The 21562-nt window shown below is 42.9% G+C and carries 24 protein-coding genes; 22 read left to right on the top strand and 2 right to left on the bottom strand.

Annotation, left to right across the window (positions count from 1 at the left end):
- Nucleotides 1-285: 285 nt before the first annotated feature.
- The 3 genes from ACYVAA_RS18170 to ACYVAA_RS18160 all read left to right on the top strand — a co-directional run bounded on the left by ACYVAA_RS18170 (nt 286) and on the right by ACYVAA_RS18160 (nt 2700).
- Nucleotides 286-933, top strand: a complete 648-nt coding sequence (locus ACYVAA_RS18170) for a hypothetical protein (protein ID WP_460544439.1) — start codon at nt 286-288, stop codon at nt 931-933.
- A gap of 156 nt (nt 934-1089) precedes the next feature.
- Nucleotides 1090-1428, top strand: a complete 339-nt coding sequence (locus ACYVAA_RS18165) for a YciI family protein (protein WP_460544437.1) — start codon at nt 1090-1092, stop codon at nt 1426-1428.
- Nucleotides 1429-1431: 3 nt separating this feature from the next.
- Nucleotides 1432-2700, top strand: a complete 1269-nt coding sequence (locus ACYVAA_RS18160; RefSeq protein ID WP_460544435.1) for an RNA polymerase sigma factor — start codon at nt 1432-1434, stop codon at nt 2698-2700.
- A gap of 18 nt (nt 2701-2718) precedes the next feature.
- On the opposite strand, the gene ACYVAA_RS18155 is transcribed toward ACYVAA_RS18160, so the two are convergent.
- Nucleotides 2719-3150, bottom strand: a complete 432-nt coding sequence (locus ACYVAA_RS18155; RefSeq protein WP_460544433.1) for an SRPBCC family protein — start codon at nt 3148-3150, stop codon at nt 2719-2721.
- A gap of 270 nt (nt 3151-3420) precedes the next feature.
- On the opposite strand from ACYVAA_RS18155, the gene ACYVAA_RS18150 reads away from it, so the two are divergent.
- The 5 genes from ACYVAA_RS18150 to ACYVAA_RS18130 all read left to right on the top strand — a co-directional run bounded on the left by ACYVAA_RS18150 (nt 3421) and on the right by ACYVAA_RS18130 (nt 7437).
- Entirely contained in the window at nt 3421-4689 is a 1269-nt protein-coding gene (locus tag ACYVAA_RS18150) for an outer membrane beta-barrel protein (RefSeq protein ID WP_460544431.1), read from the top strand.
- 80 nt (nt 4690-4769) lie between these two features.
- A complete protein-coding gene (locus ACYVAA_RS18145; protein WP_460544429.1) occupies nt 4770-5528 on the top strand; it encodes an SDR family NAD(P)-dependent oxidoreductase in 759 nt (252 codons plus the stop codon).
- Between the two features lie 117 nt (nt 5529-5645).
- On the top strand, nt 5646-6236 hold the full coding sequence (locus tag ACYVAA_RS18140) for a hypothetical protein (RefSeq protein WP_460544427.1): 591 nt from the start codon (nt 5646-5648) through the stop codon (nt 6234-6236).
- An 18-nt stretch (nt 6237-6254) separates the two neighbouring features.
- Complete coding sequence (locus ACYVAA_RS18135) at nt 6255-6716, top strand: hypothetical protein (RefSeq protein WP_460544425.1); 462 nt, start codon at nt 6255-6257, stop codon at nt 6714-6716.
- Between the two features lie 583 nt (nt 6717-7299).
- The gene (locus tag ACYVAA_RS18130) at nt 7300-7437 is read left to right on the top strand and encodes a hypothetical protein (protein ID WP_460544422.1); all 138 of its coding nucleotides are present in this window, start codon (nt 7300-7302) and stop codon (nt 7435-7437) included.
- Nucleotides 7438-7514: 77 nt separating this feature from the next.
- On the opposite strand, the gene ACYVAA_RS18125 is transcribed toward ACYVAA_RS18130, so the two are convergent.
- Nucleotides 7515-7742: a DUF2905 domain-containing protein gene (locus ACYVAA_RS18125; RefSeq protein WP_460544420.1), complete on the bottom strand. Its 228-nt coding sequence runs from the start codon at nt 7740-7742 to the stop codon at nt 7515-7517.
- A 1049-nt stretch (nt 7743-8791) separates the two neighbouring features.
- Between ACYVAA_RS18125 and ACYVAA_RS18120 the strand changes: the two genes are divergently transcribed.
- From ACYVAA_RS18120 to ACYVAA_RS18055, 14 genes are all read left to right on the top strand, one after another.
- Entirely contained in the window at nt 8792-9457 is a 666-nt protein-coding gene (locus ACYVAA_RS18120; protein ID WP_460544418.1) for a metal-dependent transcriptional regulator, read from the top strand.
- The gene (locus tag ACYVAA_RS18115; protein WP_460544416.1) at nt 9457-10374 is read left to right on the top strand and encodes a TroA family protein; all 918 of its coding nucleotides are present in this window, start codon (nt 9457-9459) and stop codon (nt 10372-10374) included. Before ACYVAA_RS18120 ends, ACYVAA_RS18115 begins: the two co-directional genes overlap by 1 nt.
- Before the next feature lie 73 nt (nt 10375-10447).
- Complete coding sequence (locus ACYVAA_RS18110; RefSeq protein ID WP_460544414.1) at nt 10448-11236, top strand: metal ABC transporter ATP-binding protein; 789 nt, start codon at nt 10448-10450, stop codon at nt 11234-11236.
- A 1-nt stretch (nt 11237) separates the two neighbouring features.
- A complete protein-coding gene (locus ACYVAA_RS18105; RefSeq protein WP_460544412.1) occupies nt 11238-12530 on the top strand; it encodes a metal ABC transporter permease in 1293 nt (430 codons plus the stop codon).
- A complete protein-coding gene (locus ACYVAA_RS18100; RefSeq protein WP_460544410.1) occupies nt 12527-13423 on the top strand; it encodes a metal ABC transporter permease in 897 nt (298 codons plus the stop codon). The genes ACYVAA_RS18105 and ACYVAA_RS18100 overlap by 4 nt, the downstream gene beginning before the upstream one ends.
- 220 nt (nt 13424-13643) lie before the next feature.
- The gene (locus ACYVAA_RS18095; protein WP_460544441.1) at nt 13644-14102 is read left to right on the top strand and encodes a thioredoxin family protein; all 459 of its coding nucleotides are present in this window, start codon (nt 13644-13646) and stop codon (nt 14100-14102) included.
- Nucleotides 14103-14259: 157 nt separating this feature from the next.
- The gene (gene mnmE, locus ACYVAA_RS18090; RefSeq protein ID WP_460544408.1) at nt 14260-15642 is read left to right on the top strand and encodes a tRNA modification GTPase; all 1383 of its coding nucleotides are present in this window, start codon (nt 14260-14262) and stop codon (nt 15640-15642) included.
- A 167-nt stretch (nt 15643-15809) separates the two neighbouring features.
- Nucleotides 15810-16952 (top strand): tyrosine-type recombinase/integrase, encoded by a 1143-nt coding sequence (locus ACYVAA_RS18085; RefSeq protein ID WP_460544406.1) that lies wholly within the window; start codon nt 15810-15812, stop codon nt 16950-16952.
- A gap of 5 nt (nt 16953-16957) precedes the next feature.
- Nucleotides 16958-17788, top strand: coding sequence for a hypothetical protein (locus ACYVAA_RS18080; RefSeq protein ID WP_460544403.1), 831 nt, complete (start codon nt 16958-16960; stop codon nt 17786-17788).
- A gap of 101 nt (nt 17789-17889) precedes the next feature.
- Nucleotides 17890-18168: a helix-turn-helix transcriptional regulator gene (locus ACYVAA_RS18075; protein ID WP_460544401.1), complete on the top strand. Its 279-nt coding sequence runs from the start codon at nt 17890-17892 to the stop codon at nt 18166-18168.
- Between the two features lie 109 nt (nt 18169-18277).
- Nucleotides 18278-19477, top strand: coding sequence for a virulence-associated E family protein (locus ACYVAA_RS18070; protein ID WP_460544399.1), 1200 nt, complete (start codon nt 18278-18280; stop codon nt 19475-19477).
- Between the two features lie 225 nt (nt 19478-19702).
- Nucleotides 19703-20581: a toprim domain-containing protein gene (locus ACYVAA_RS18065; protein WP_460544397.1), complete on the top strand. Its 879-nt coding sequence runs from the start codon at nt 19703-19705 to the stop codon at nt 20579-20581.
- A gap of 97 nt (nt 20582-20678) precedes the next feature.
- Entirely contained in the window at nt 20679-21023 is a 345-nt protein-coding gene (gene mobC / locus ACYVAA_RS18060) for a plasmid mobilization relaxosome protein MobC (RefSeq protein WP_460544395.1), read from the top strand.
- Nucleotides 21013-21444: a relaxase family protein gene (locus ACYVAA_RS18055; RefSeq protein ID WP_460544393.1), complete on the top strand. Its 432-nt coding sequence runs from the start codon at nt 21013-21015 to the stop codon at nt 21442-21444. The genes mobC and ACYVAA_RS18055 overlap by 11 nt, the downstream gene beginning before the upstream one ends.
- The last annotated feature ends 118 nt before the right edge of the window (nt 21445-21562 follow it).

Raw genomic sequence — 21562 nt, 5'->3', positions numbered from 1 at the left:
GGCAACCCGGTACTGATCGATCAACATGTTTCGTAGGAAGTGGGAAGTAGAAGGTACGAAGTACGAAGTACGAAGTGCAGAACGGAATAGAGAATGATGTGAGAATTAGGCTCCTGTGAATGTGAAAAATCTAGGAGCTAAAAACTTCGCAAATTTAGTTTTACAAAACAGAAACGGTCTTTTCTCTTTATTCTTGGCTCTTTGTTCTTATCAATCTACCGTGATCGTATAAACTTACACGGAACTGCCTCCAAATTCTCCTCTTCAATAAACGTACAATATTAAATGTCATACCAAGATAGCGATTACGTTTGGTACGCCAGTTATGGTTCTAACCTGTTGAAAAGCCGGTTGCTCTGCTATGTGCAGGGAGGAAGACCAGTAGGGGCAGCAAAAACCTATGCAGGCTGTGTGGATAAGTCCCTTCCCACTGCCGAAAAGGCCCTTGAAATACCGTATACCATGTATTTTGCCAAGTCTGCAAAAGTGTGGAACGGTGGCGGCGTAGCCTTTATCCACAGGCAAAAGGAGGCTAAAGCGCCAACCTTGGCCAGAATGTACCGCATCAGAAAAGCCCAATTTTTGGATGTGCTGAGGCAGGAAAATGCCCTTTCTTACCGGCCGGAAATAGATTTGACAGCAGTGGCCCATCGAGGAAGCCTGGTTTTGGAAGATGCCGGTTGGTATAACCTGCTGCTCCACTTGGGCGAGGAAAATGGGGAACCTGTATTTACTTTTACCAGCAGGGATTTGTATCAGCCCTATACTGCACCCCATGAAAATTACCTTTTGACCATCATCAAGGGAATAAGGGAGGGGTATGTACTATCGGATCATGCCATATCGACGTACTTATCCACCAAAGATGGGGTAAAGGAATTTTTTGATCAGGATTTGCTGCTAAAGCTGATAAAGAGAGCCTGTGTGCATTAAGATCATAAGCATCTGCGTAAATCAGCGAGATTCCTACCCTCGGCAGGCAGGAGCGGGAACAAGTTTACACGTTTTGATGCTAACGGTATTATTGCCTAAAGTATCCATAAATTGTTGTCCTAAAATCGACAGTTGGATTGTCATAAATAAAAAGCGATGCAAGAATTCTTAATGATTTTGAAGGGAGATGGCATGAACCACCTTTCTCCAAACGAGTTACAGGAAATAATGGAAGCCTATAAGAGCTGGGTCAATGAACTGGGCGAGCAGTATTTGGGCGGACAAAGACTGGAAGATCATGGTGCCCAGCTGACCTCCAAAGAGGATGCTATTGTTACGGATGGGCCCTTTTTGGAGTCCAAAGAGATCATAGCGGGTTATTTTTTGATTCAGGCAAGGGATCAAGAAGAAGCCAATAGGATTGCTTTATCTTCTCCGCACCTTGGGCTCTATAAGATTGAAGTCCGTCCCATAGCCTTTCCCAAAATGAAATAGACCTTGAGCACCGAAAGCAAACAATTGGTGGAGCAGCTTTTCCGGAAGGAATATGGAAAACTACTGGCCAGCTTGGTCCGATTTTTTGGGACCCAGCATATAGCCTTGGCCGAAGACGTAGTGCAGGAAACGCTGATAGCTGCCTTGGAACATTGGGCGGTAGAGGGAACACCTGAAAATCCCCCTGCCTGGTTGATGCAGGTGGCCAAAAGAAAGGCGTTCAATGAGCTAAAAAGGCAAAAAATCCGATTAGACCATCAAGCGGACTTGATTTATCAGGAGCAGACCAATGTAGAAGAGAAGGCTGTTTTTCTGGAGGAAGAAATCAAGGACAATCAGCTGCGGATGATTTTTACCTGTTGCCATCCATCGCTATCCGTCGAATCACAGATAGCCCTTACCCTAAAGACCCTTTGCGGTTTTGGCGTAAAGGAAGTGGCCAAAGCCTTACTGAGCACCGAATCCACCATAAATAAGCGGCTTTACCGTGCCAAGGAGGCCATCAGAAGTTCTTCTACACCATTCGATATTCCACATGGCAGGGAATTGGATGGTCGTCTGCAGGCCGTCAGTCTTACCCTTTACCTGATGTTTAACGAAGGTTATAATGCCTCATCGGGCGATATCCCAATTCAAAAAGGTCTTTGTCTGGAAGCCATTCGGCTAACAAAACTGTTAAAAGACCATTTCAGTGATCATAAAAGGTTGAGTGCATTACTGGCGTTGATGTGTTTTCATACTGCCAGGTTTGAGGCCAGAATAGACGTTCATGGAGCCATTATTCTTTTTGAAGACCAAAACAGGGATTTATGGGATCGGGAACTTATCAACATGGGCATGCAGTATTTGGCCTCCTCTTTCCCTGATGAGCATTTATCAGCCTATCATATTGAAGCACAGATTGCTGCTGAACACTGTTTGGCTTCCGGTTTTGAAAATACAGATTGGGTAAGCATCTATCATCTCTATGAGCTCTTAGAGAAAATCAAGCCCAGTCCGGTGGTAGAGCTCAACCTTGCCATTATCTTAAGTAGGATCGAGGGATTGGAAGCCTCTTTAGAGCAACTGGACGCATTATCAAAAAGAAAGGCAATGTCCCATTATCATTTGCTGCCAGCTACTCAGGGCAGCTTTTTATTGAAGCTAAAAAGGTATGAGGAAGCCTTGCCTTACTTTGAACAGGCCATAACCCTGAAGCCTTCAGCAGTGGAAAGTGAAATGATCCAAAAACAGATCACAATTTGTAAAGAAAAGCTCCCAAAAACACAATAATTTTGGGAGCTGTAATACTTACCAAGGTTGTCCGCTTCCTTTTTCACAGTAAGCAACCAAACTGGAAACAAAATGCTCCCAGCCTTGTTTGGTCATTTCAAAGGGATCTTGGCCTTCCCATTTCTCATCAAAATCTGCATGGGAAAAGATTACTTGGGATTTTCCCTGGTTTTCTGAAATTTCAGTGATGATTTTTGTGCCTATCCAAGCTGGATTGGCATTTTCGGTACATTCCCATTCCACTTTTTTGTTAGGGACCAAAGTAATTGTTGTGAATCCCATCTCGACAATTTTTCCTTGTTTGTCAAATTTTAATCGGGAACTCTCCCCTTCTTTTTCCCCTACCGTGCAGTGCTTAGACCACCATCCTTTGATTCCTTTTGTGCTGGCCACTGCGTTGTAAACCGTTGCTGAAGAAGCATTAATCGTTAAATGGTGTGTGATGTTCATGTTGATAAATGTTTAGATGTTTCAGTTATTATTCTGACAAACGGGAATTAGGAAATAGGACATGGTCCTGAAGTTTTTTTGCAAAAGTTTGATGGACCTAAATGAATAGCTTTCAGGCTTGCAAACTGTTTCCCGCAGATCCCGCTGATAGGCGCTGATTTTTAGACTTTGCAATTAATTTAAACTTCAATTTTTTACTGGGATGATTGAAAGAAAAAATGATAGTTTTGCGTACAAAAAAACAACTAAACTTTTAAATCATATCTAGAGATGAAGAGAATTCTGACCTTCGCATTTTTATTGCTGAATTTTTATTCCTTTGGCCAGGAGAATTTTAAACCAGGATATATTGTCACTTCGGACAGCGATACCATAGTGGGAACGATAGATTTTAGGGATTGGGCAGTCAATCCGGAACAAATAATGTTTGCCGAAAAGGCAGGAGACGCAGCCATTCCCTTTTTTCCTGAAGATATCAAGAGCTTTGGTGTGGCAGATACCCATTATTTGAGCGCAATGGTTGATATAGGCACAGATTCGCATTATACCGCGGAATTGGATACGGCTTACAATCTCAATACTACGCGCAGATCGGTTTTTTTAAAAATGATAGTAAAGGGGGATAAATCACTCTATTACTATAATGGTGGAACAAGCAGTGTGAACTTTTATATACACGTAGCTGATAAATTGGAGCTGTTGGAGTATAAAAAATATGTCTCTGAGTCCTATGGGGATCGAAATATCAAAATCAACAAAAAATATTTGGGGCAGCTTCGCTTTTATCTGGGAGATTGTGAAGACATTGCTTCTTATTTGAGGAATGTAAGGTATGATAAAAACAGCCTTACCAGGCTTTTTGGAAAATATTATAGCTGTGTTAAAGCAGATTGGTCTTACAGCAAAAAGAGAGAGAAAACAACTTTTAAATGGGGTGTTTTTACTGGGATGACCGCCACCGACCTTAGTTTTACTTCAAGTAGGGAGTCTTTTTCGTATTTGGTCGATGCTGGCTTTGAAACGGATTATCATCCTACGGTTGGTGTTAATTTAGAGGCGATTTTTCCTCTTCACCAAAGGAAATGGTCCCTGTTTAATGAGCTGATGTATTCGGCTTATTCCTTTACAGATCATCAGGTAAACTTTGAGAATGAGACCGGTCACTCGAAAACGGATATAGCCATTGGTTTTTCCTATCTCAAACTAAATAGCCTGATCCGGTATACCTATCCCCTGTCAGGGATCAAAGTATTTGGGAATATCGGCATTTCGAATGGTTTTGCCCTGTCCATGACCAATAGCGAGATACAGGAAAATCTTCAAAAATATAATGGCGATGACCATTACAGCTATAGGGAATATGAGCTCCTCAACGGCCCAAGGAAGTATGAGCAGGCATTTTTATTGGGGCTTGGCTTAAAAGTAAAGGATACAATGATGGTAGAGTTCAGACATGAACGGGGCAATGGTATGTCATCCTATATTGCATTAGGCTCCTCCGTGACCAGGAATAGTCTGTTGATAAGCTATCAGTTTTAGGGGAGGCGATCTTGCTCATGGGGTAGAAGATTGTTGCTTGAAGTTTCTTTCTGTATTTTTAGAGAAAGCAAACTCCTCCAATGAAAATTTCCCTAGAAAATCAGCGAATACTGGTGACCGGTGCTTCCAGGGGTATCGGCAGGGCCATTGCGGCACAACTTTCGGCTTCTGGTGCCGAAGTATTGATCCATTGCCATAAAAACCAGCCTGCAGCTTTGGAATTACAGCAAAGCCTGCCCCATAAATCCCATGTGGTAACCTGTGATTTATCCAATCTGGATCAGGTAAAGGGATGGCTACCAAGCTTGGTGGATAAGTACGGAAAAATAGATGCCGTGATCAACAATGCCGGCATCGCCCAATCCGTGTCAGCTGATAAGCCCACCGAGGAGTGGCTGGAAGTGTGGCTGGAAACCATGACTGTCAATGTCCACGCCATGGCCATTATCAGCAAGGAGTTTATCCATCATGCCCGCTCACACAACCATGGCCGATTGATCAATATCAGTTCCAGGGCAGCTTTTAGGGGGGATACTCCGGACTATTTGGCGTATGCGGCCTCCAAATCTGCATTGATCGGATTTACCAAGTCCATAGCACGGTATTATGGCAAGGAAGGCATCAGGGCTTTTGTTTTAGCGCCCGGCTTTGTGCGGACGGATATGGCCAGGGACTTTATGGACCAATATGGGGAGGATTATGCGCTTCATGACATTGCCTTGGAAAGCCTTACGGAGCCCAAAGACATTGCCCCAATGGTGGCATTGCTCTGCTCTGGTCTGGCCGACCATGCCACGGGAAGCACGATAGATATGAATGCGGGATCGTTTATGCGATGAGGACAGTATCAAGTACAAAGTACAAAGTACAAAGTATCAAGTACGAAGTAGGATGAACTTTTGAAATGGTGAAGCGTTTTAAAATTTAAGAAGTATTACTTTTCTCGCTGAAAGCTTATGTCCGCAAAAGACCCCATATTGACCCCGGAATTGATCAAGATCATGAAAATCTTCCTCTTGGCATCTGTGGCCATCGTACTCTTGCTATCAGTTTTCAACGAATACCGTGCGGACAATTCTGGGGGAGACAGGGATAGCCGCGTTACGGCTTCCAGCCGCCTTTATTTCAAAAATGTCCGACAATTTTATTACGATCATGAAAAACCCGAAAATAGCCAATTGGATATTTACAGGTTGGATAAAAGATTGAAAGACAATAATTTGATTTTTATCAACCTTTCTATTATTATAAACCGTATTAAAGACAAGGCATATCTCTATGTGGAACCCTCACCTATGCTGGAATTTCTCGACCGTATCCATATTCGATGGAATGACAAGGTGGCGAACAGCGTAGGCCAACTGGTTTTCCGTTCTGGTGATCGGCACGAACATATTAACTTTGTCAAGCAGCTCTTGCCTTATATCAGAGAGGGAGTGGTGTTTGAGGTGCAGACCGAAAATCAATGGGAGCCCATACTGGTTTCCGAGAAAGAGCGTCAGGCTTTTAAGGTGACTGCTGAAGATTATTTTAGACTAGTGGAATAAACCCAAAATAAACCGAAGATGGATGTCAAAAAAATAGATAACCTGTGGAAATTTCTTTCCATCAGGAACAACTTACCCCTAAAGATGGAATTGGATCACCAGGTCCACTACATCTTTACCAAGGGCAATGTACAGGTCATCCATCAGTTCAGTCCTAAGTTGTGGCAGGATTCCAAACTGATCATTCAGGAGAAAAACTTTCAAGAAAAATGGGTGCAGCAGCACTATCACCGCAAAAAGAAACGGTTTGGTTTGCCCTCTGAAATGACCTCAACCCATGTGCAGATATTTTTTCCAAAGGAATTGCTGTTACTGAAAACCAGGTATGAAATGGATATCAAAAGGGACAAGCAGGGCCATTTTCAAGTGGCCTTATCTCCCTTCGTACCGCACAATGTCTATCAGATTTTGGATGCGGTCAACTTTGTCGGCAGGCAGTTGTGGAAGAAGAATTTTTTCTCCGAGGGCATTCGGAATTAAACTTATCTGACTGTCCGGAATTTTGCACGTAGTACAAATTAAACAAAATACTTAACTGAAATCCTCCTAAAGGCCTTTGGAGCATTCGGTTTTGGGACAGTTGATGGAGGCGTTAAAAAAATGAGTTAGCTCGGGAAGTGGACGAGCGAGATCCACTCATTTTTAGCCTACGGCAAATGGCACAAAATCAAATTGAGACAAACTGATCGTAATCGAAAACCAATTCACTCAATTTGAAGAATGCTCCATGGCCTAGATTTTTGGTTCTTTTCATCAATGGAAAAGAACAGAAAAACAATAAAAACATTATAAGATTTGGTTACGTGCAACATTGCGGATACACAGTTAAACCTAATACGATTATCCGGAATTACACCAGTAAATTTATTTCTCATAGATTCCACAGAATTTCACGGAATTAAAAAACCTTTTCTGTGGGTTTCTGTGCATTCTCCGCCAAGGCGGACAAGTTGTGAGAGATGGTTTGCTAACTTAGAGCTACTGGTGTCTTTGCGGATATACATAAAACTTAAAATCAAAAAGGTTTAATTTGGCCAAATCAAGCAAATAAACATTAAGGAGTATGATTGTACGCAATTATGCCAGAAGCTTTATAATTCACAAAGTGTTTCCCGAACCTGCCTTGACGGTAGGCTGGGAGCTTGCGGATCACCGCAGATTCTTTGATAGTGATTTTGCTGCATTTCAGGCTACTTCATAGAATAGTAGACCACTGGTATAGCGGCGTACAATTAAGTTAAGAAATAATGAGAATTAAGGATCGCTTCTATTTTCTCTTTAGGCTCTCAACATTTGGATCAGTTTCATGATCAGTGATAAGAGGATACTGATTAGGATCATGGTGGTGATCGGAAAGTAAAGTCGGAAATTGCCTTTCTCGATCCGGATATCCCCGGGCAGCCTTCCCAGCCAATGCAGTTTATCGGCAAAAAAGTACACCAGTATCCCGATAAAGACCAGCCCCAGTCCTATCCCAATGATCCATTTTCCTGTTTCGCTGTTCATGCTTGGTTATTTAGTCATTAATTGTTGAGTTTTGAAGGATACTTTAACCCGGATGATTCATTAGCAATCTTAGGCTTTATTAGAGAGGCTAATGCATATTTCCATCTAATTTATGTCATAATCTCAGTTCAAGTTTCAAAGACGTCATTCCGAGCTTGTCTGGAGCCAAACAGGGCTTGGCGTAGGATTGCGAGAAGGAAGCCGTGGGAATCTCATAATAAGTAGATTGCCACACCCTTTCCTCCCACACCATCCCACGCACAAAAGGGTTCGCAATAGCCTGCCCCGATCACTTTCGGGGACACAGCGATCCTATTTCACTGCTTTTAAATCGAACTCGGGTTCATACCTTAGCTATTGTACGCTACTTTTTCCAAGTCTTTGAATCTAGGGTAAAACTCTCCATTGAAACCTACTGGTTTTGGCGGCAAGTTATTTGCCCTATTGGTAGTTATCCGGCCAAAACATGACCATCCTCTGCTGTACTAGCCCGAGGCTGACACCCCAGGCTAGTAGTAATTTGCCCCTTTGGGGCGCTCTTTATCTTCACTGCCATATAGCTTTCCCCAACTATGCCAATCATGCCATTTTCCTAGTTTTCCGGCTGATAAAGCAGACGTCCATTGACGATTGCTCCATGAAATTCCTTCAACTAAAATCCGCGAATTCAGCGGGATCCTAGTCTATGTCATCAGCGGTAGGATAGCTACTTTGATCTCTTTACTCCCTTTTCTTTTCCAAGAAAAAGCCCCAATCCAGGCTAAAACTTATCCACATTTTTGGAATGTGTAAACTGAAGCGGTCTTTCAGGAAACTCGGCGCCCTGCTGAAACCATCACAAATCGGCCTATGTGGATAACTTCACAAACACTTATTAAATAGCTAGTTAAACCCTGTTTTAGATATAAACGTAAATTTTATTTTGCCTAACCTAAAACACTAATCACAAACCGAATTGAGTTATCCACAGGTGTTTTAGGTTTTGTTGAAATATTTTTTTAGTATAATCTAAACTATTATATTTGGGACATAAACCTAAATAGGAACGAATGCCAACATTAACGTACGCGGAAGAGAACTACCTTAAGGCCATCTACCATTTGTCTGAAGGTGGAAAGAACAATGTATCCACCAACGACCTCTCCAAGGAGATGAAAACAAAGCCTGCCTCCGTCAGTGACATGCTGAGGAAACTTGCCGAAAAAGAAGTCATCAGTTACCGGAAATACTACGGGGTCACCATAACGGAAGAAGGTAAAAAGTCTGCCCTTCAGATCATCCGCAAGCACCGCCTCTGGGAGGTTTTCCTGGTGGAAAAGTTAATGTTCAGCTGGGACGAGGTACACGATGTGGCGGAGGAGCTGGAGCATATCAAATCCCCCCTGCTTATCCAACGCCTGGACGACTTTCTGGGCAACCCCAAATACGATCCCCACGGCGATCCTATCCCTGATGAATTTGGGGATGTCAAAGCGCGCCCCAGGCTGCCGCTCAATGAACTTATGGTCAATGAAGGTGGACAGATCGTGGCAGTCAAGGACAGCAGCGCGGCATTCCTCCGTTACCTCGACAAGGTGGGCGCCTATATCGGGGCAAGGATAAAAATCCTGGACAAGGTAGAATTTGACGGTTCGCTCGAAATACTCGTGGACAATAAGAAAACGCTCTTTATGTCCAAAGACGTCGCCGGAAACATCCTAATCATGCAAGCCTAATGCGATTATATTCAGTCTTTCTATTTTCTTTCCTCTTCTTGGGGACAGTGGCCTGCAAGTTTGACAAGGGCCAGGACAATGGCAAATACCGTATCACCGCCACGACCAATATCATGGCCGACGCGGTACGCTCCATTGTTGGGGACAGCGCTGTGGTCACGCCCATAATGGCCATTGGTGTGGATCCCCACCTTTATAAAGCTTCCCAACGAGACCTCGATCTATTATTCGATGCAGACCTAGTGGTATACCATGGGCTGCACCTGGAAGGAAAAATGGTGGAAGTACTGGACAAATTCAGCCAGACCCACCCGGTCATAGATGTAGGGGAAATGCTCCCTCCCACCCTATTGATCGCAAGCCCCGAATACGATAATACCGTGGATCCCCATATCTGGTTCGACGTGCACCTATGGAAGAAGGCCATGAAAAACCTGAAAAATGAAATCATCAGAAGAAAGCCTGAATGGAAAGGATATATAGAACAAAACTGGGCAGCCTACAGCAAGGAACTGGATGATTTACACCAATATACCTTAGAGAAAATTCAAAACATCACCGATAAGGGACAGGTATTGATTACAGCACATGACGCCTTTTCTTACTTTGGGAAGGCCTATCAAATAGAGGTCAGGGGACTGCAGGGACTGTCCACCCTCAGCGAACCCGGACTGAATGATGTTTCCAAATTGGTCAGCTTTATCATAGAGCAAGACATCAAGGCCATATTTGTCGAACAGTCCATTTCACCCAAAGCCATTAAAGCAGTGGTTGAAGGCTGTAAAAGAAAGGGACATTTGGTCAAACTGGCCGGCCCGCTTTATACCGACAGCCTTGGCGAAGCAGGTGGACCGGCAGGCACTTACCCCGGCATGGTCCGGACCAATGTAGATGAAATCGTCCAAAACCTGCAATAAGCCACTCAACAATAAACCATTAACCGCTCCATGTCCAACATGGAAACAACCGTAACAGACATCTTTAACCACAATGATACAACAAGTAGACAATCCGGTAGTTGAAGTACATGACCTCATGGTGAGCTATGGGCAGAACCCTGTGCTCTGGAACATCGACTTGACTTTGCCCCAAGGAGCGCTGATCGGCATCCTAGGGCCAAACGGGGCAGGGAAATCCACCCTGATCAAGGCCATCATGGGTCTGGTGGAAGCCAACAGCGGCTACGCCAGGATTTTTGACCAAGAGTTAAACCAAGTTAGAAACCGGGTAAGTTATGTTCCACAGCGTGAATCCGTAGACTGGGACTTTCCCGCATCCGCTTTGGACATTGTGATGATGGGCACTTACCATCACTTGGGCTTGTTCAAAAGACCCGGTAAAAAAGAAAAGGCCCTGGCCATGGACTGCCTGGAAAAGGTCAATATGAAAGCCTTTGCCCACAGACAGATCAGCGAATTGTCCGGCGGTCAACAGCAGCGGGTATTTATCGCCAGGGCCCTGGCCCAGCAGGCGGACATCTATTTTATGGACGAGCCCTTTGCAGGGGTAGACATGAGCACCGAAAAAGCCCTGGTGAATTTGTTCGCCGAAATGACGGCCAGTGGAAAAACGGTCATCGTAGTCCATCATGATATCTACTCGGCCGGAAAATATTTCGATTGGCTCATCATGCTCAACATGCACTTGGTTGCCTCCGGTCCCACCGAAAAGGTCTTGACCGAGGAACTGCTCACCAAGACCTATGGAGGCAAGTTATCCACACTGACCGATATCGGCGAGGTAATCAAGAAAAGTGATTTCAATCCGCTAAAAAACTGATATGGAAGAACTCATTTATTTCTTTTCGTTTCAGGATCCAAATGTCAATATGGTGGTCATCGGGATTTCCCTCTTGTCCATCAGCGCCGCCATGGTAGGGACCTTCACCTTTTTGGACAAAAAGGCCCTGGTAGGCGATGCCATTTCCCATGCGGTATTGCCGGGAATCTGCCTGGCCTTTATGCTATCGGGAGATAAAAACCCCTACTGGATCGTGGGCGGAGCATTTCTGACCGGCGCCCTGTCCACTTACGTGATAGACTGGATTTCTCATTACACCAAACTAAAAGAAGACACGGTCATCGCCGCGGTGCTTTCCATCTTTTTCGGGGTGGGCATTGTCATGATGACCCAACTGCAGCAAACCGGCAATGCTTCCCTCTCCGGACTGGACCATTTTATATTCGGCAGTGCGGTTTCCATCGTCCGTCAGGACCTATGGGTCTATGGGGTACTGGCCACGGCCATTATCTTGGTCATCCTGGTATTTTATAAAGAATTTCAGTTAATGGTGTTCAACCGTTCCTTTGCCCAGAGTGTCGGACTTCCGGTCAAACGGCTGGAGTTCCTTTTCAACTCCCTGATGGTGCTGGCTGTAGTAACAGGCATCCAGGCCATCGGCGTGGTGCTGATGGCAGCATTGCTGATCACCCCGGCCTCCGCTGCCAAGTTCTGGACCGACCGTTTGAGTAAAATGCTGCTCTTGGCCGTCCTCTTTTCCTTGGTTTCAGGTATAGTGGGTGCCTATATTTCCTTTGCCCTTCCCCATATGCCCACCGGCCCTTGGGTGGTCGTGGTACTTTCCTTTATTGCCTTTCTTTCCTTTTTCTTTTCCGGTAAAAAAGGCATACTGACCAAGTGGATCGCCAAACGAAATTATCAACGAAAAATCCATACAGACCATATTCTTAAAGCACTTTATGCCGCCAGGGAAAAAGGACAAAACAGCTTACCCGCCAAAAGCATTTTTGAAAGTTTCCCAGGAAGACAATTCATCACCAATTACTCTATCAAAAGATTAATTAAAAGCGATTATATAACTGACAACCAGAACAATATAACCCTTACCGAAAGTGGATTGAAAGAAGCTAAGCGCATCGTCCGGCTGCACCGTCTATGGGAATTATACATGACCGAGTACATGAATATTGCCCCGGACCATGTGCATGACAGTGCCGAAAAACTGGAACACATCATCACGCCGGAACTGGAAAGACAACTGGACAAAAACCTCAACTTTCCGGAAGAAGACCCCCATCATTCCATTATACCAAGAGACCAAGATAAATCATGAGTTTTGACCCGAACGCTTTCACCATTATCCTGACCGGATCCATGATAGCCATTAGCTGTGGCCTACTGGGAACATTTCTGATGCTGCGGAAAATGGCCATGACGGGCGACGCCATTTCCCATGCCGTACTGCCTGGAATCGTCATTGCTTTTTTGATCTCCGGGAGCCGCCAAGGACTGACCATGGTCATCGGAGCCGGATTGGTAGGTCTGATAGCTACTGTATTTATAGAATACCTTACCCAAAAAGTCAAGTTGCAATCCGACGCCTCCATTGGCATCACCTTTACCTCCTTATTCGCCATAGGCATTATCATGATCACATTTCTGGCCAATCAAATCGACCTTGACCAGGACTGTGTGCTTTACGGTGAAATTGCCTATGTGCCCATTGACCTGTGGATTACCGGAGATGGGCAGATCATGGGACCAAGAACACTGTACCTGTCCGGTATAAATTTACTTTTATCAAGCTCCTTTATATTTCTGTATTTCAAAGAGTTAAAACTAAGTACCTTTGACCCTGAATTTGCCGCTACCATTGGCATTTCGACTGCAGGGGTCAACTATGGATTAATGGGAATGGTCAGCTATACCACCGTCACTTCCTTTGAGGCTGTAGGCGCCATTCTGGTGGTGGCCTTGCTGGTGGTCCCCCCGGCCACGGCTTATTTGTGGACAAAGTCCCTGAAAAAACTCATGCTCTTAAGTACCTTGTTGGGCATAGGCATTGCTTTCTTTGGCTATTACTTGGCTTATTTCCTCAACAGCTCCATCGCCGGAGCCATGGCCTCGGTGGCAGGCTTCTTTTTCTTTGTCAGCGTGCTGCAGCACCGAAAGCACCTCCCCTTTACCAAGAGCAGCACGGGGCCGGCCCCCAAAGAAACCTATTAACCCTTTCGCTTGTTTTCCCGTAAAGACATAAAACCAGATCTCATTATACGCTTTCTTGCCACAAAGAAAATTTGGTATACAAATTTCAGATGTTACAATAAAGCACACAAAAATAATTCGTGATAATTCGTGGACAACTTGTTGATGATTTTGTCTACTGGCGCAATTGCGGATAATCATAAAACCAGAACCGGTCAATTAACATTGAAATCAAAAAATGATGAAAAGAATCCTCCTTGTAAGCACTTTCCTTCTTTTAGGAACGCTGAGCTTTGCTCAGGAAAAGAAAAGCATAAAATGGCACAGCTTTGAAGATGCCATTGCGCTGAACGAGAAAAATCCCAAGATGATCATCGTGGACGTGTACACCGACTGGTGTGGCTGGTGCAAAAAGATGGACAAGGAAACCTTTACCGATGCCAGTGTCATCGAGTATATCAACAAGAATTTTTACGCCGTGAAAATGGACGCGGAGAACAGCGAAAAGAAGTTCGAGTTCAAAGGACAGGAATACACCGAAGCCAGTATGGCCAGGGCCATGCGGGTGAGTTCCTATCCCAACTTTGTGATCATCGATGCAGCAATGGAAAACATCACCCAACTGCCGGGCTATAGAGCACCCGATGCTTTCCTCAAGGATCTGGGAAGCACAGTTGAGCGGTTTACAGGAAGTAATTAGTATTGAGTCTGGAGTAGTGAGTCTTGAGTCTCAATACTCCCTACTAAATATTCAAGACTATTTACTCAATACTATCCCAATATCAAGGTCTAGTTTCCGGTTATTCCAAGCCCATCTTGTATCTTGCGGCTCAATTCTGGCATCTAAATTTCAAACAATGGCTTTTTCAATCAGCGAAAAAGAAGATACTATAGTAGCATTGGCCACACCGCAGGGTGTAGGAGCTATTGCCGTGATCAGGTTGTCCGGCAAAGAGGCCATCAAACTCACCAATGAAGTCTTTGGTGGCAAGGACCTGGAAAAACAGGCCTCCCATACCATACATTTTGGTACCATCCGGGATGGGGATAAGATCATCGACGAGGTATTGGTCTCGCTCTTTATCGCCCCAAAGTCCTTTACCAAGGAAAATGTGGTGGAGATCTCCACGCACGGCTCTTCCTATATCATCAACCAGGTGATCAAACTGTTGATCCGAAAGGGTGCCCGGCCTGCCAAACCGGGGGAATTTACCCAAAGGGCCTTTCTTAACGGTCAGTTTGACCTGGCCCAGGCCGAAGCCGTGGCAGACCTTATCCATTCCGATTCCGAGGCTTCCCACCAAGCTGCCCTGCACCAGATGCGCGGGGGCTTTAGCCATGAAATCAAAGTGCTGCGGGACCAACTGATCCACTTTGCCTCCATGATCGAGCTGGAGCTTGACTTTGTGGAAGAAGATGTGGAGTTTGCCAGCCGAACCGACCTGCAGACATTGGTGGAGAAACTGCTGAGAGTGGTCGAACAGCTGATCTCCAGTTTTGACCTTGGCAATGTGATCAAAAACGGGGTACCCACCGTCATTGCGGGCAAACCCAATGCGGGAAAGTCTACCCTGCTCAACGCCCTGCTCAATGAAGAGAAGGCCATCGTTTCCGACATTGCCGGTACCACGCGGGACTTTATCGAGGATGAAATCAACATCGGCGGAGTGATCTTCCGCTTTATTGACACGGCAGGCCTGCGGGAAACTACTGACACCATTGAGAAGATCGGGGTATCCCGCACGCAGGAAAAGATGAAGACCGCATCTCTGATCCTCTACCTCTTTGACCTGTCCGATACCGATATGGTAGAGATCAACAGGGACATCAACAAACTCGAAAACCTGGGCGTGCCCTTTGTTAAAGTAGCCAATAAGATAGATAAAACTAACCAACAGTTTATCAATGAGTTAAAAGAAAAACATCCCGATACCATTTTTATTTCTGCAGGACAGAAAGAACACCTGGATGTACTTCGCGACAAGATCTTGGAGCTGGTGAACCTGGACAAGTTCAAGACCGGAAACACCGTGGTGACCAATATCCGCCATTACGATTCATTGGTCAAAACCCGGGAATCCTTGCTGGATGTCCTGAGCGGTATTGACAATGAAATCACCAATGACTTCCTGGCCATGGATATCCGCAGGTCCCTTCATTTCCTGGGAGAGATCACCGGGGAGATCACCACGGATGATTTGCTGGCGAATATATTTTCGAAGTTTTGTATCGGGAAATAAATTTACTTTCTTTTATTTTTCAATGCTTTACTTTGGTCTGTAAATCAGTTATTTACCTGTTTTTCGTTTGACTTTAATTTTCTTTGTTAGTACATTGGTTACAACATTTGTACAACCTTAAATAAAATGGTTGTACAAATGTTCAACTTTTAAACCATCTCCGTACCATGAAGATATCTTTAAAAAAGAAAAAATTACAGAACGGAAAGCAGAGTCTTTATTTAGAGTACTATAAAGGCTCTACCACAGATGAGAAGGGAAAAAGAATCCATTTGAGGGATTTTGAGTTCTTGAAAATTTACCTTCACCAAAAGCCAAAGAATGCCAGTGAAAAGAAAGAGAACAAGGAAAACCTCCAGTTGGCGGAAAGCATCCTGGCTATCCGGCAAAGTGACTATATTCAAGGAAAGTTTGATGTAAAAAACATTAGCAAATCCAAGCGGCCTTTTCTGGATTTTTTTAAGGAGAAAATGGAGGAAAAAGCCCATTCAGAGAAAAACTATGGGGTATGGACTTCCACCTTTGTTCATCTGAAAAACTGTGTTAGTCCTAATTTTCTTTTTGATGAGGTCGATGATAGTTTTACCAAAAGTGTCCGAAGGTACTTTGAGGAGAAAGCCCGTACCAAAAGTGATCTCCCCCTCTCCATGAATTCCAAGTACTCCTACTTTAATAAATTCAAAGCTTGCTTAAGAAGTGCCTTTGATGAAGGATATTTAAATATCAATTACGCTGCTAGGGTCAAATCTTTTGAACAGGCAGAGAGCCAACGGGAGTATTTAACATTTTCTGAACTACAGGCACTCACCAATACCCAGTGTAAGTACAAGGTTCTGAAAAAAGCCTTTTTGTTTTCTTGTTTAACAGGACTTAGGTGGTCTGATATCAATAGCCTTACTTGGTCAGAGGTTCGGGACGAGGATGACAATACCTTCAGGGTTAACTTTCGACAAAAGAAAACAGATGGTGTGGAATATCTTTATATTTCTAAACAGGCAAGGGATTTACTCGGAGAACGTCAATCGCCCAAAGACAGGGTCTTTTACGGTCTTAAATACAGTGCCGTTTATAATAATGAAATTGTAAGGTGGTGCAACCGAGCTGGGGTATTCAAGCACATTACCTTTCACAGTGCCAGGCATACCAATGCCGTACTTTTATTGGAAAATGGCGCTGACTTATACACCGTCCAGAAGCGATTAGGTCATAAGGAAATTAAGACTACAGCTATTTATGCGAAAATCGTGGATGAGAAAATGAGAGAGTCTGCCCACATCATCCCTAATCTTGACTTGGATTTAAAACTTTAACAACGATGAAATCAAAAAGTAAAATTCTTTTAAGAGCTACATTAATTTATGTCGCAGTTATAGTTTATACCTCCTTATTTATCTACTTCAGGTTCGACTATTTCGTCTGGACTACTGGACTGGGTATGACTTCCATTTTGTTTTTTTATACATGGAAATTGATTCGGAGATATCCCGCTTGGTATGCCGCTTATATGTTTGATGGAAAGATAGTTGGCCTTAAGAAGAAAGTGGAAAAGCCAAGGTTATTTTTTTATTCTGTTTTTTGGCCACCCATGGTGCTGAGTATATATGTAGTTTTTTCAACCCCGTCCACAGAAACAATGTCCAATAGTATTTTACTTTATTCACTGTTTATTTCTTTATTTATATCTGGGGTGGCATTTCTTAATTTAACTTGGAAATCCGATTTTGAAAGTAGATACATTCCATTTCTAAGGGATGCTGTGGTCAAAAGAAATTATGAATTTAAGACTCAAATTGATGATGAATCATTAGGAAGCATTTTTGATGGCCTTATCAGTTTTGGTTTTTTGGAATATTTAGATGATTCTTTAAGAATAAGTAATCGTAAAAAATTCATACGAATTTTTAAGGAAGGATATTATCCAGATAAGCCCCTATTCAAAATGAAAATGGACAATATTCAAACTCATTACTTCTTTGATTGTTTAAAGGAAAATATTAACGGACTGGATTTAGATGGTTACCTCCAAATCTTCTATCATGATCGGAATAAAAAGCAACCCACTGAAGATTCCATAAGATCCTCCAAATCTAAATCATTAAATGGACCTAAACGCAAAGAGGATTTGGACGCAATTTTCAATAAATAGGTTTATATGTTAGGGTAAAAGGTTAATGTACCTTAACCCTAGAAAATTTCGATGATATACTTTACATTCTTTTGCTGCATAGAACAAAACAAATGACAGCAATGGAAAACGAATTAATCTTAAGCAAACTTAATCGTATTGAGAAATTCATTTTTGGTCTGAAAGACATCTTGAATGTAGAAGAGCTATGTGAATATACAGGATTCAAAAAGTCCTTTATCTATAAGCTCGTACACGAAGGAAAGATCCCCTATTCCAAACCCAATGGAAAGGTATTATTTTTTGAACGCAAAAAAATCGATGCTTGGCTTCTTCAAAACTCCCACCAATCAGAGTCTGAAATCAAAAGGGAAGCATTTCTATATACCAGAAAAAAATAAAGCGGAAATCCGAAGAAATCCGCTTGGTATTTTGTGGAAATAGTATTCCTGTTTGACACTATAAAGATACTGTTTCTGCATTCATTTTCAAATCATTAGATGTAGAACCATGCAGAAAAGAAGTCCTTTCAAAAAGTTGGATGATAATTCCAATTACCCGATGGTTAAGATGATCCGCTATTTAATGAGCAAATATGACTTTATCAATAATGTGGTAGTCTATGAGGTCTTTGCTAGTGAGAAAGAAAAAGACAACTACTATAGGGTTAACCCTCACACTTTGCTGATTGAAGCAAAAGCTGCCGGACATAACACCTCTCTTGCCGATATCAATTCATTTCTTAGTTCTGATTACATACCGAAGGTCAACCCCTTACAACTTTATTTTGAAAAGCATGAAAAAGATTGGATAGAACATGAACATGGCGACTATATAGAAAAGTTGGCCAGTTATATCCATGTCCAGGATTCTGATAGGTTCAAAGTTCAGTTCAAAAAATGGTTGGTGCGGTGCGTGGCTTGCAGTCTGGATGATCAGTACTTTAATAAACAAGCTTTGATCCTGGTCCAGGATAAACAAAACAGTGGAAAATCCACCCTGACTAGGTTTCTAACCCCTCCCGATCTTTCTGAGTACCAAACTGAAAACATTTCCATTGATAAGGACAGCCTAATAGCACTTTGTCAAAACTTTCTGATTATACAGGATGAGCTATCAACTTTAAACAAGCAGGAAATCAATGCGCAAAAAAGCCTGATGAGCCGATCCTATATCAAAGTCCGGCATCCCTATGACAGAAAACCCACCATGGAGCCAAGGCGGGCCTCTATTATTGGATCCACAAACAAGTCTGAATTCTTAACTGATGATACCGGTAGTGTAAGATGGCTTTGCTTTACCCTGACAGGGATCAATTGGGACTATAAAAAGGAAATAGATGTCAATCTGGTTTGGTCACAGGCCTTTTCCCTATTCAAAAACGGCTTTGATTATAATATGTCTGCTGAAGAAATAGCCGAGAATGAGGAAGCCAATGCCCAATACAGCACGATCACAATGGAGTTTGAACTTGTCCAGAAACATCTAGTCCCAGGAGATAAAGATGATGATTTCCTTACCCCTTCTGACATACTGCAGTACTTGAATAAGGCTGAAGGATCCGTCCTAAAATTGAGTAGGGAAGAAATAGGAAAAGCCTTGAAAAGGCTTGGATTTGAACAAGGGTCAAAAAGAGGCTACAACAATAAAACATATCCAGTAAAGGGATACCATATAAAATATAGAAATCCACCTACTACATTACTATAATAGATATACCCAGCTGAATATCTGATGATTAACGGTAGTGACCTTAAATAAATTAAACCCACTACACTTACTACAAAGTCAAAAATGTAGTAAGTGTAGAAGGGTGAAGTTAGTCTAATTTAAGTATGCAAACTACACTTAATACCTTGGTAAACAGCAATCTACATAATATGTAGTAAGGAAGTAGGCTCCTTTGTCATTTTTAACAATCAAACGATTTAAACCATGAACTGTAAGCAAGCCAATAAAATCCCCATTTATGAATACCTTTCTGCCCTGGGAATCCATCCTAAAAGAAACTTGGGTCAGTGCTCTTATTACCTTTCCCCAATAAGAAAAGAAAAAACACCCTCATTTAAAGTCGATCATAGAGTGAACCTATGGATTGATTATGGGGACAACAATTCAGGGGGAACCCTCATTGACCTGATCTTAAAGCTGAATCCTTCATTTTCTGTTGAGGATGCTTTGACCCAACTGAAAGGCCTTTACTTTGAATCTTTTTCTTTTCAACAGCAAACCACTCTTGAGGATATCAAAATTGAGCCTAAAATAAAGGTGACCAACACCAAGCCCATTGGAACCAACAAGGCTATTTCGGATTACTTGGTTTCGAGGCAAATATCACCACTTATTGCTCAGCACTTTTGCAAGGAGGTATATTTTGTCATGAATGGGAAAAGATACTTTGGGCTAGGAAATGAAAATTCAAATGGCTGGTCGATCAGAAATAAATATTGGAAAGGCTGTTCTGGACAGGGGATCAGTATTTATGGAGATGTAGAAAACGAATACTTTGCTACACTATCCGTTTTCGAAGGAATATTTGATCTGATGAGTTTTGTCCAGATGAATAAGTTTTCCGGTAAGGCTACTTGTTTTCTAGTACTCAATTCCCTTTCAAATGTCAAGGAGACTTTGCCATATTTCAAGAGCTTTCAAACAGTGGAACTATACCTTGACCGGGATGAAGCAGGAAAGAAAGTGACCAAAGAGCTACTGGAAACCAATGTCAATTGTATCGATAAAAGTAGGCTCTACGATCTCCATAAAGACCTCAATGAGAAGGTGGTCAAGGAGCGAAAGTTTGGATTGGGAAGGTAGGGTCGCTTTGCGAAGCAAGCCATGTTTCCGTCCGACGGAAACGCTTGCTTCGCTCCGCTCAGAAAATGAAAACTCACTTTGTTCATTTCAAAATAAGATGGCACGACCAAAAATATCAAATGAAGAAAGAAGGACAGCCAGGTTCAGTTTCAGAATGAATGATGAGGAAGTAAGGCAGCTGGCAAGCCTCTGTGAAATCTCCAATTTGCCAGCTGCCGATGTGGTGCGATCCTGTGTGTTTAAGAACAGGCTCCCTCAGGCAAAACTCCCAAAGTTGGATTTGCAGACTTATGTGGAGCTGAAGAGGATTGGCAATAATATCAACCAGATCGCCAAACATTATAATTCAAAGTTCGATGTTTCTGATGAGCGATTGAAAGCTTTATACAGTCTTTCGGATAAATTGGATTACATCATAAAATGTCTGCTCGATGATCGCTAAACAGTCCATAGGAAAATCTTTTATGGGAGCCTTTGAATACAACTTTCAAAAACTCCATGATAAGGATATTACAAAAAGGGCTGAGCTGCTAGCCACTAACTTTAGCAGTACTGAAAGGGCAATGGTGAAAAAGGAAGTGGATATAATGAAAAGCCTCAATCCCCGATTGACCAGAAATACCTATCACACCAGTCTGAACTTTGGTAAAGAGGAAAGCCTGACCAATGATAAAATGCTGGCTATTGCTGAGGAGTATATGAGGAAAATGGGTTTTGACAATAACGCTTATTTTATTTTCAGACATCATGATACAGAACACCCACATTGCCATATCCTAGCACTAAGGAACCGATTTGATGGAACGGTGGTATCCGATAGCAATAATTTCAAGCGGAGTGAAAAGCTGATCAGGTGGATATAACGGTTTGAATTGTGCCACCCTTTTCGGTCAAACTGTGCCAGGCCTTTCGGTTTAAACCGTGCCATTTCCAGTTCGGATTTCGGTTCGAACCGTGCCACCTTTGAAAGATCAAGTTTAA

It is taken from the genome of Echinicola sediminis, from assembly GCF_054777495.1.
Note: the sequence above shows the minus strand (reverse complement) of the source record. Positions and strands in the feature narration are given on the sequence as shown.

Excerpts from the sequence above, each read along its gene's own strand:
- ACYVAA_RS18135 (WP_460544425.1), top strand. The coding sequence starts at position 6,255 with ATGGATGTCAAAAAAATAGATAACCTGTGGAAATTTCTTTCCATCAGG.
- ACYVAA_RS18070 (WP_460544399.1), top strand. The coding sequence starts at position 18,278 with ATGCAGAAAAGAAGTCCTTTCAAAAAGTTGGATGATAATTCCAATTAC.
- ACYVAA_RS18080 (WP_460544403.1), top strand. The coding sequence starts at position 16,958 with ATGAAATCAAAAAGTAAAATTCTTTTAAGAGCTACATTAATTTATGTC.
- ACYVAA_RS18115 (WP_460544416.1), top strand. The coding sequence starts at position 9,457 with ATGCGATTATATTCAGTCTTTCTATTTTCTTTCCTCTTCTTGGGGACA.
- ACYVAA_RS18130 (WP_460544422.1), top strand. The coding sequence starts at position 7,300 with ATGATTGTACGCAATTATGCCAGAAGCTTTATAATTCACAAAGTGTTT.
- ACYVAA_RS18075 (WP_460544401.1), top strand. The coding sequence starts at position 17,890 with ATGGAAAACGAATTAATCTTAAGCAAACTTAATCGTATTGAGAAATTC.
- ACYVAA_RS18155 (WP_460544433.1), bottom strand. The coding sequence starts at position 3,150 with ATGAACATCACACACCATTTAACGATTAATGCTTCTTCAGCAACGGTT.
- ACYVAA_RS18120 (WP_460544418.1), top strand. The coding sequence starts at position 8,792 with ATGCCAACATTAACGTACGCGGAAGAGAACTACCTTAAGGCCATCTAC.
- mobC (WP_460544395.1), top strand. The coding sequence starts at position 20,679 with ATGGCACGACCAAAAATATCAAATGAAGAAAGAAGGACAGCCAGGTTC.
- ACYVAA_RS18140 (WP_460544427.1), top strand. The coding sequence starts at position 5,646 with ATGTCCGCAAAAGACCCCATATTGACCCCGGAATTGATCAAGATCATG.
- ACYVAA_RS18085 (WP_460544406.1), top strand. The coding sequence starts at position 15,810 with ATGAAGATATCTTTAAAAAAGAAAAAATTACAGAACGGAAAGCAGAGT.
- ACYVAA_RS18100 (WP_460544410.1), top strand. The coding sequence starts at position 12,527 with ATGAGTTTTGACCCGAACGCTTTCACCATTATCCTGACCGGATCCATG.
- ACYVAA_RS18150 (WP_460544431.1), top strand. The coding sequence starts at position 3,421 with ATGAAGAGAATTCTGACCTTCGCATTTTTATTGCTGAATTTTTATTCC.
- ACYVAA_RS18165 (WP_460544437.1), top strand. The coding sequence starts at position 1,090 with ATGCAAGAATTCTTAATGATTTTGAAGGGAGATGGCATGAACCACCTT.
- ACYVAA_RS18170 (WP_460544439.1), top strand. The coding sequence starts at position 286 with ATGTCATACCAAGATAGCGATTACGTTTGGTACGCCAGTTATGGTTCT.
- ACYVAA_RS18110 (WP_460544414.1), top strand. The coding sequence starts at position 10,448 with ATGATACAACAAGTAGACAATCCGGTAGTTGAAGTACATGACCTCATG.
- mnmE (WP_460544408.1), top strand. The coding sequence starts at position 14,260 with ATGGCTTTTTCAATCAGCGAAAAAGAAGATACTATAGTAGCATTGGCC.
- ACYVAA_RS18145 (WP_460544429.1), top strand. The coding sequence starts at position 4,770 with ATGAAAATTTCCCTAGAAAATCAGCGAATACTGGTGACCGGTGCTTCC.
- ACYVAA_RS18095 (WP_460544441.1), top strand. The coding sequence starts at position 13,644 with ATGAAAAGAATCCTCCTTGTAAGCACTTTCCTTCTTTTAGGAACGCTG.
- ACYVAA_RS18055 (WP_460544393.1), top strand. The coding sequence starts at position 21,013 with ATGATCGCTAAACAGTCCATAGGAAAATCTTTTATGGGAGCCTTTGAA.
- ACYVAA_RS18065 (WP_460544397.1), top strand. The coding sequence starts at position 19,703 with ATGAACTGTAAGCAAGCCAATAAAATCCCCATTTATGAATACCTTTCT.
- ACYVAA_RS18105 (WP_460544412.1), top strand. The coding sequence starts at position 11,238 with ATGGAAGAACTCATTTATTTCTTTTCGTTTCAGGATCCAAATGTCAAT.
- ACYVAA_RS18125 (WP_460544420.1), bottom strand. The coding sequence starts at position 7,742 with ATGAACAGCGAAACAGGAAAATGGATCATTGGGATAGGACTGGGGCTG.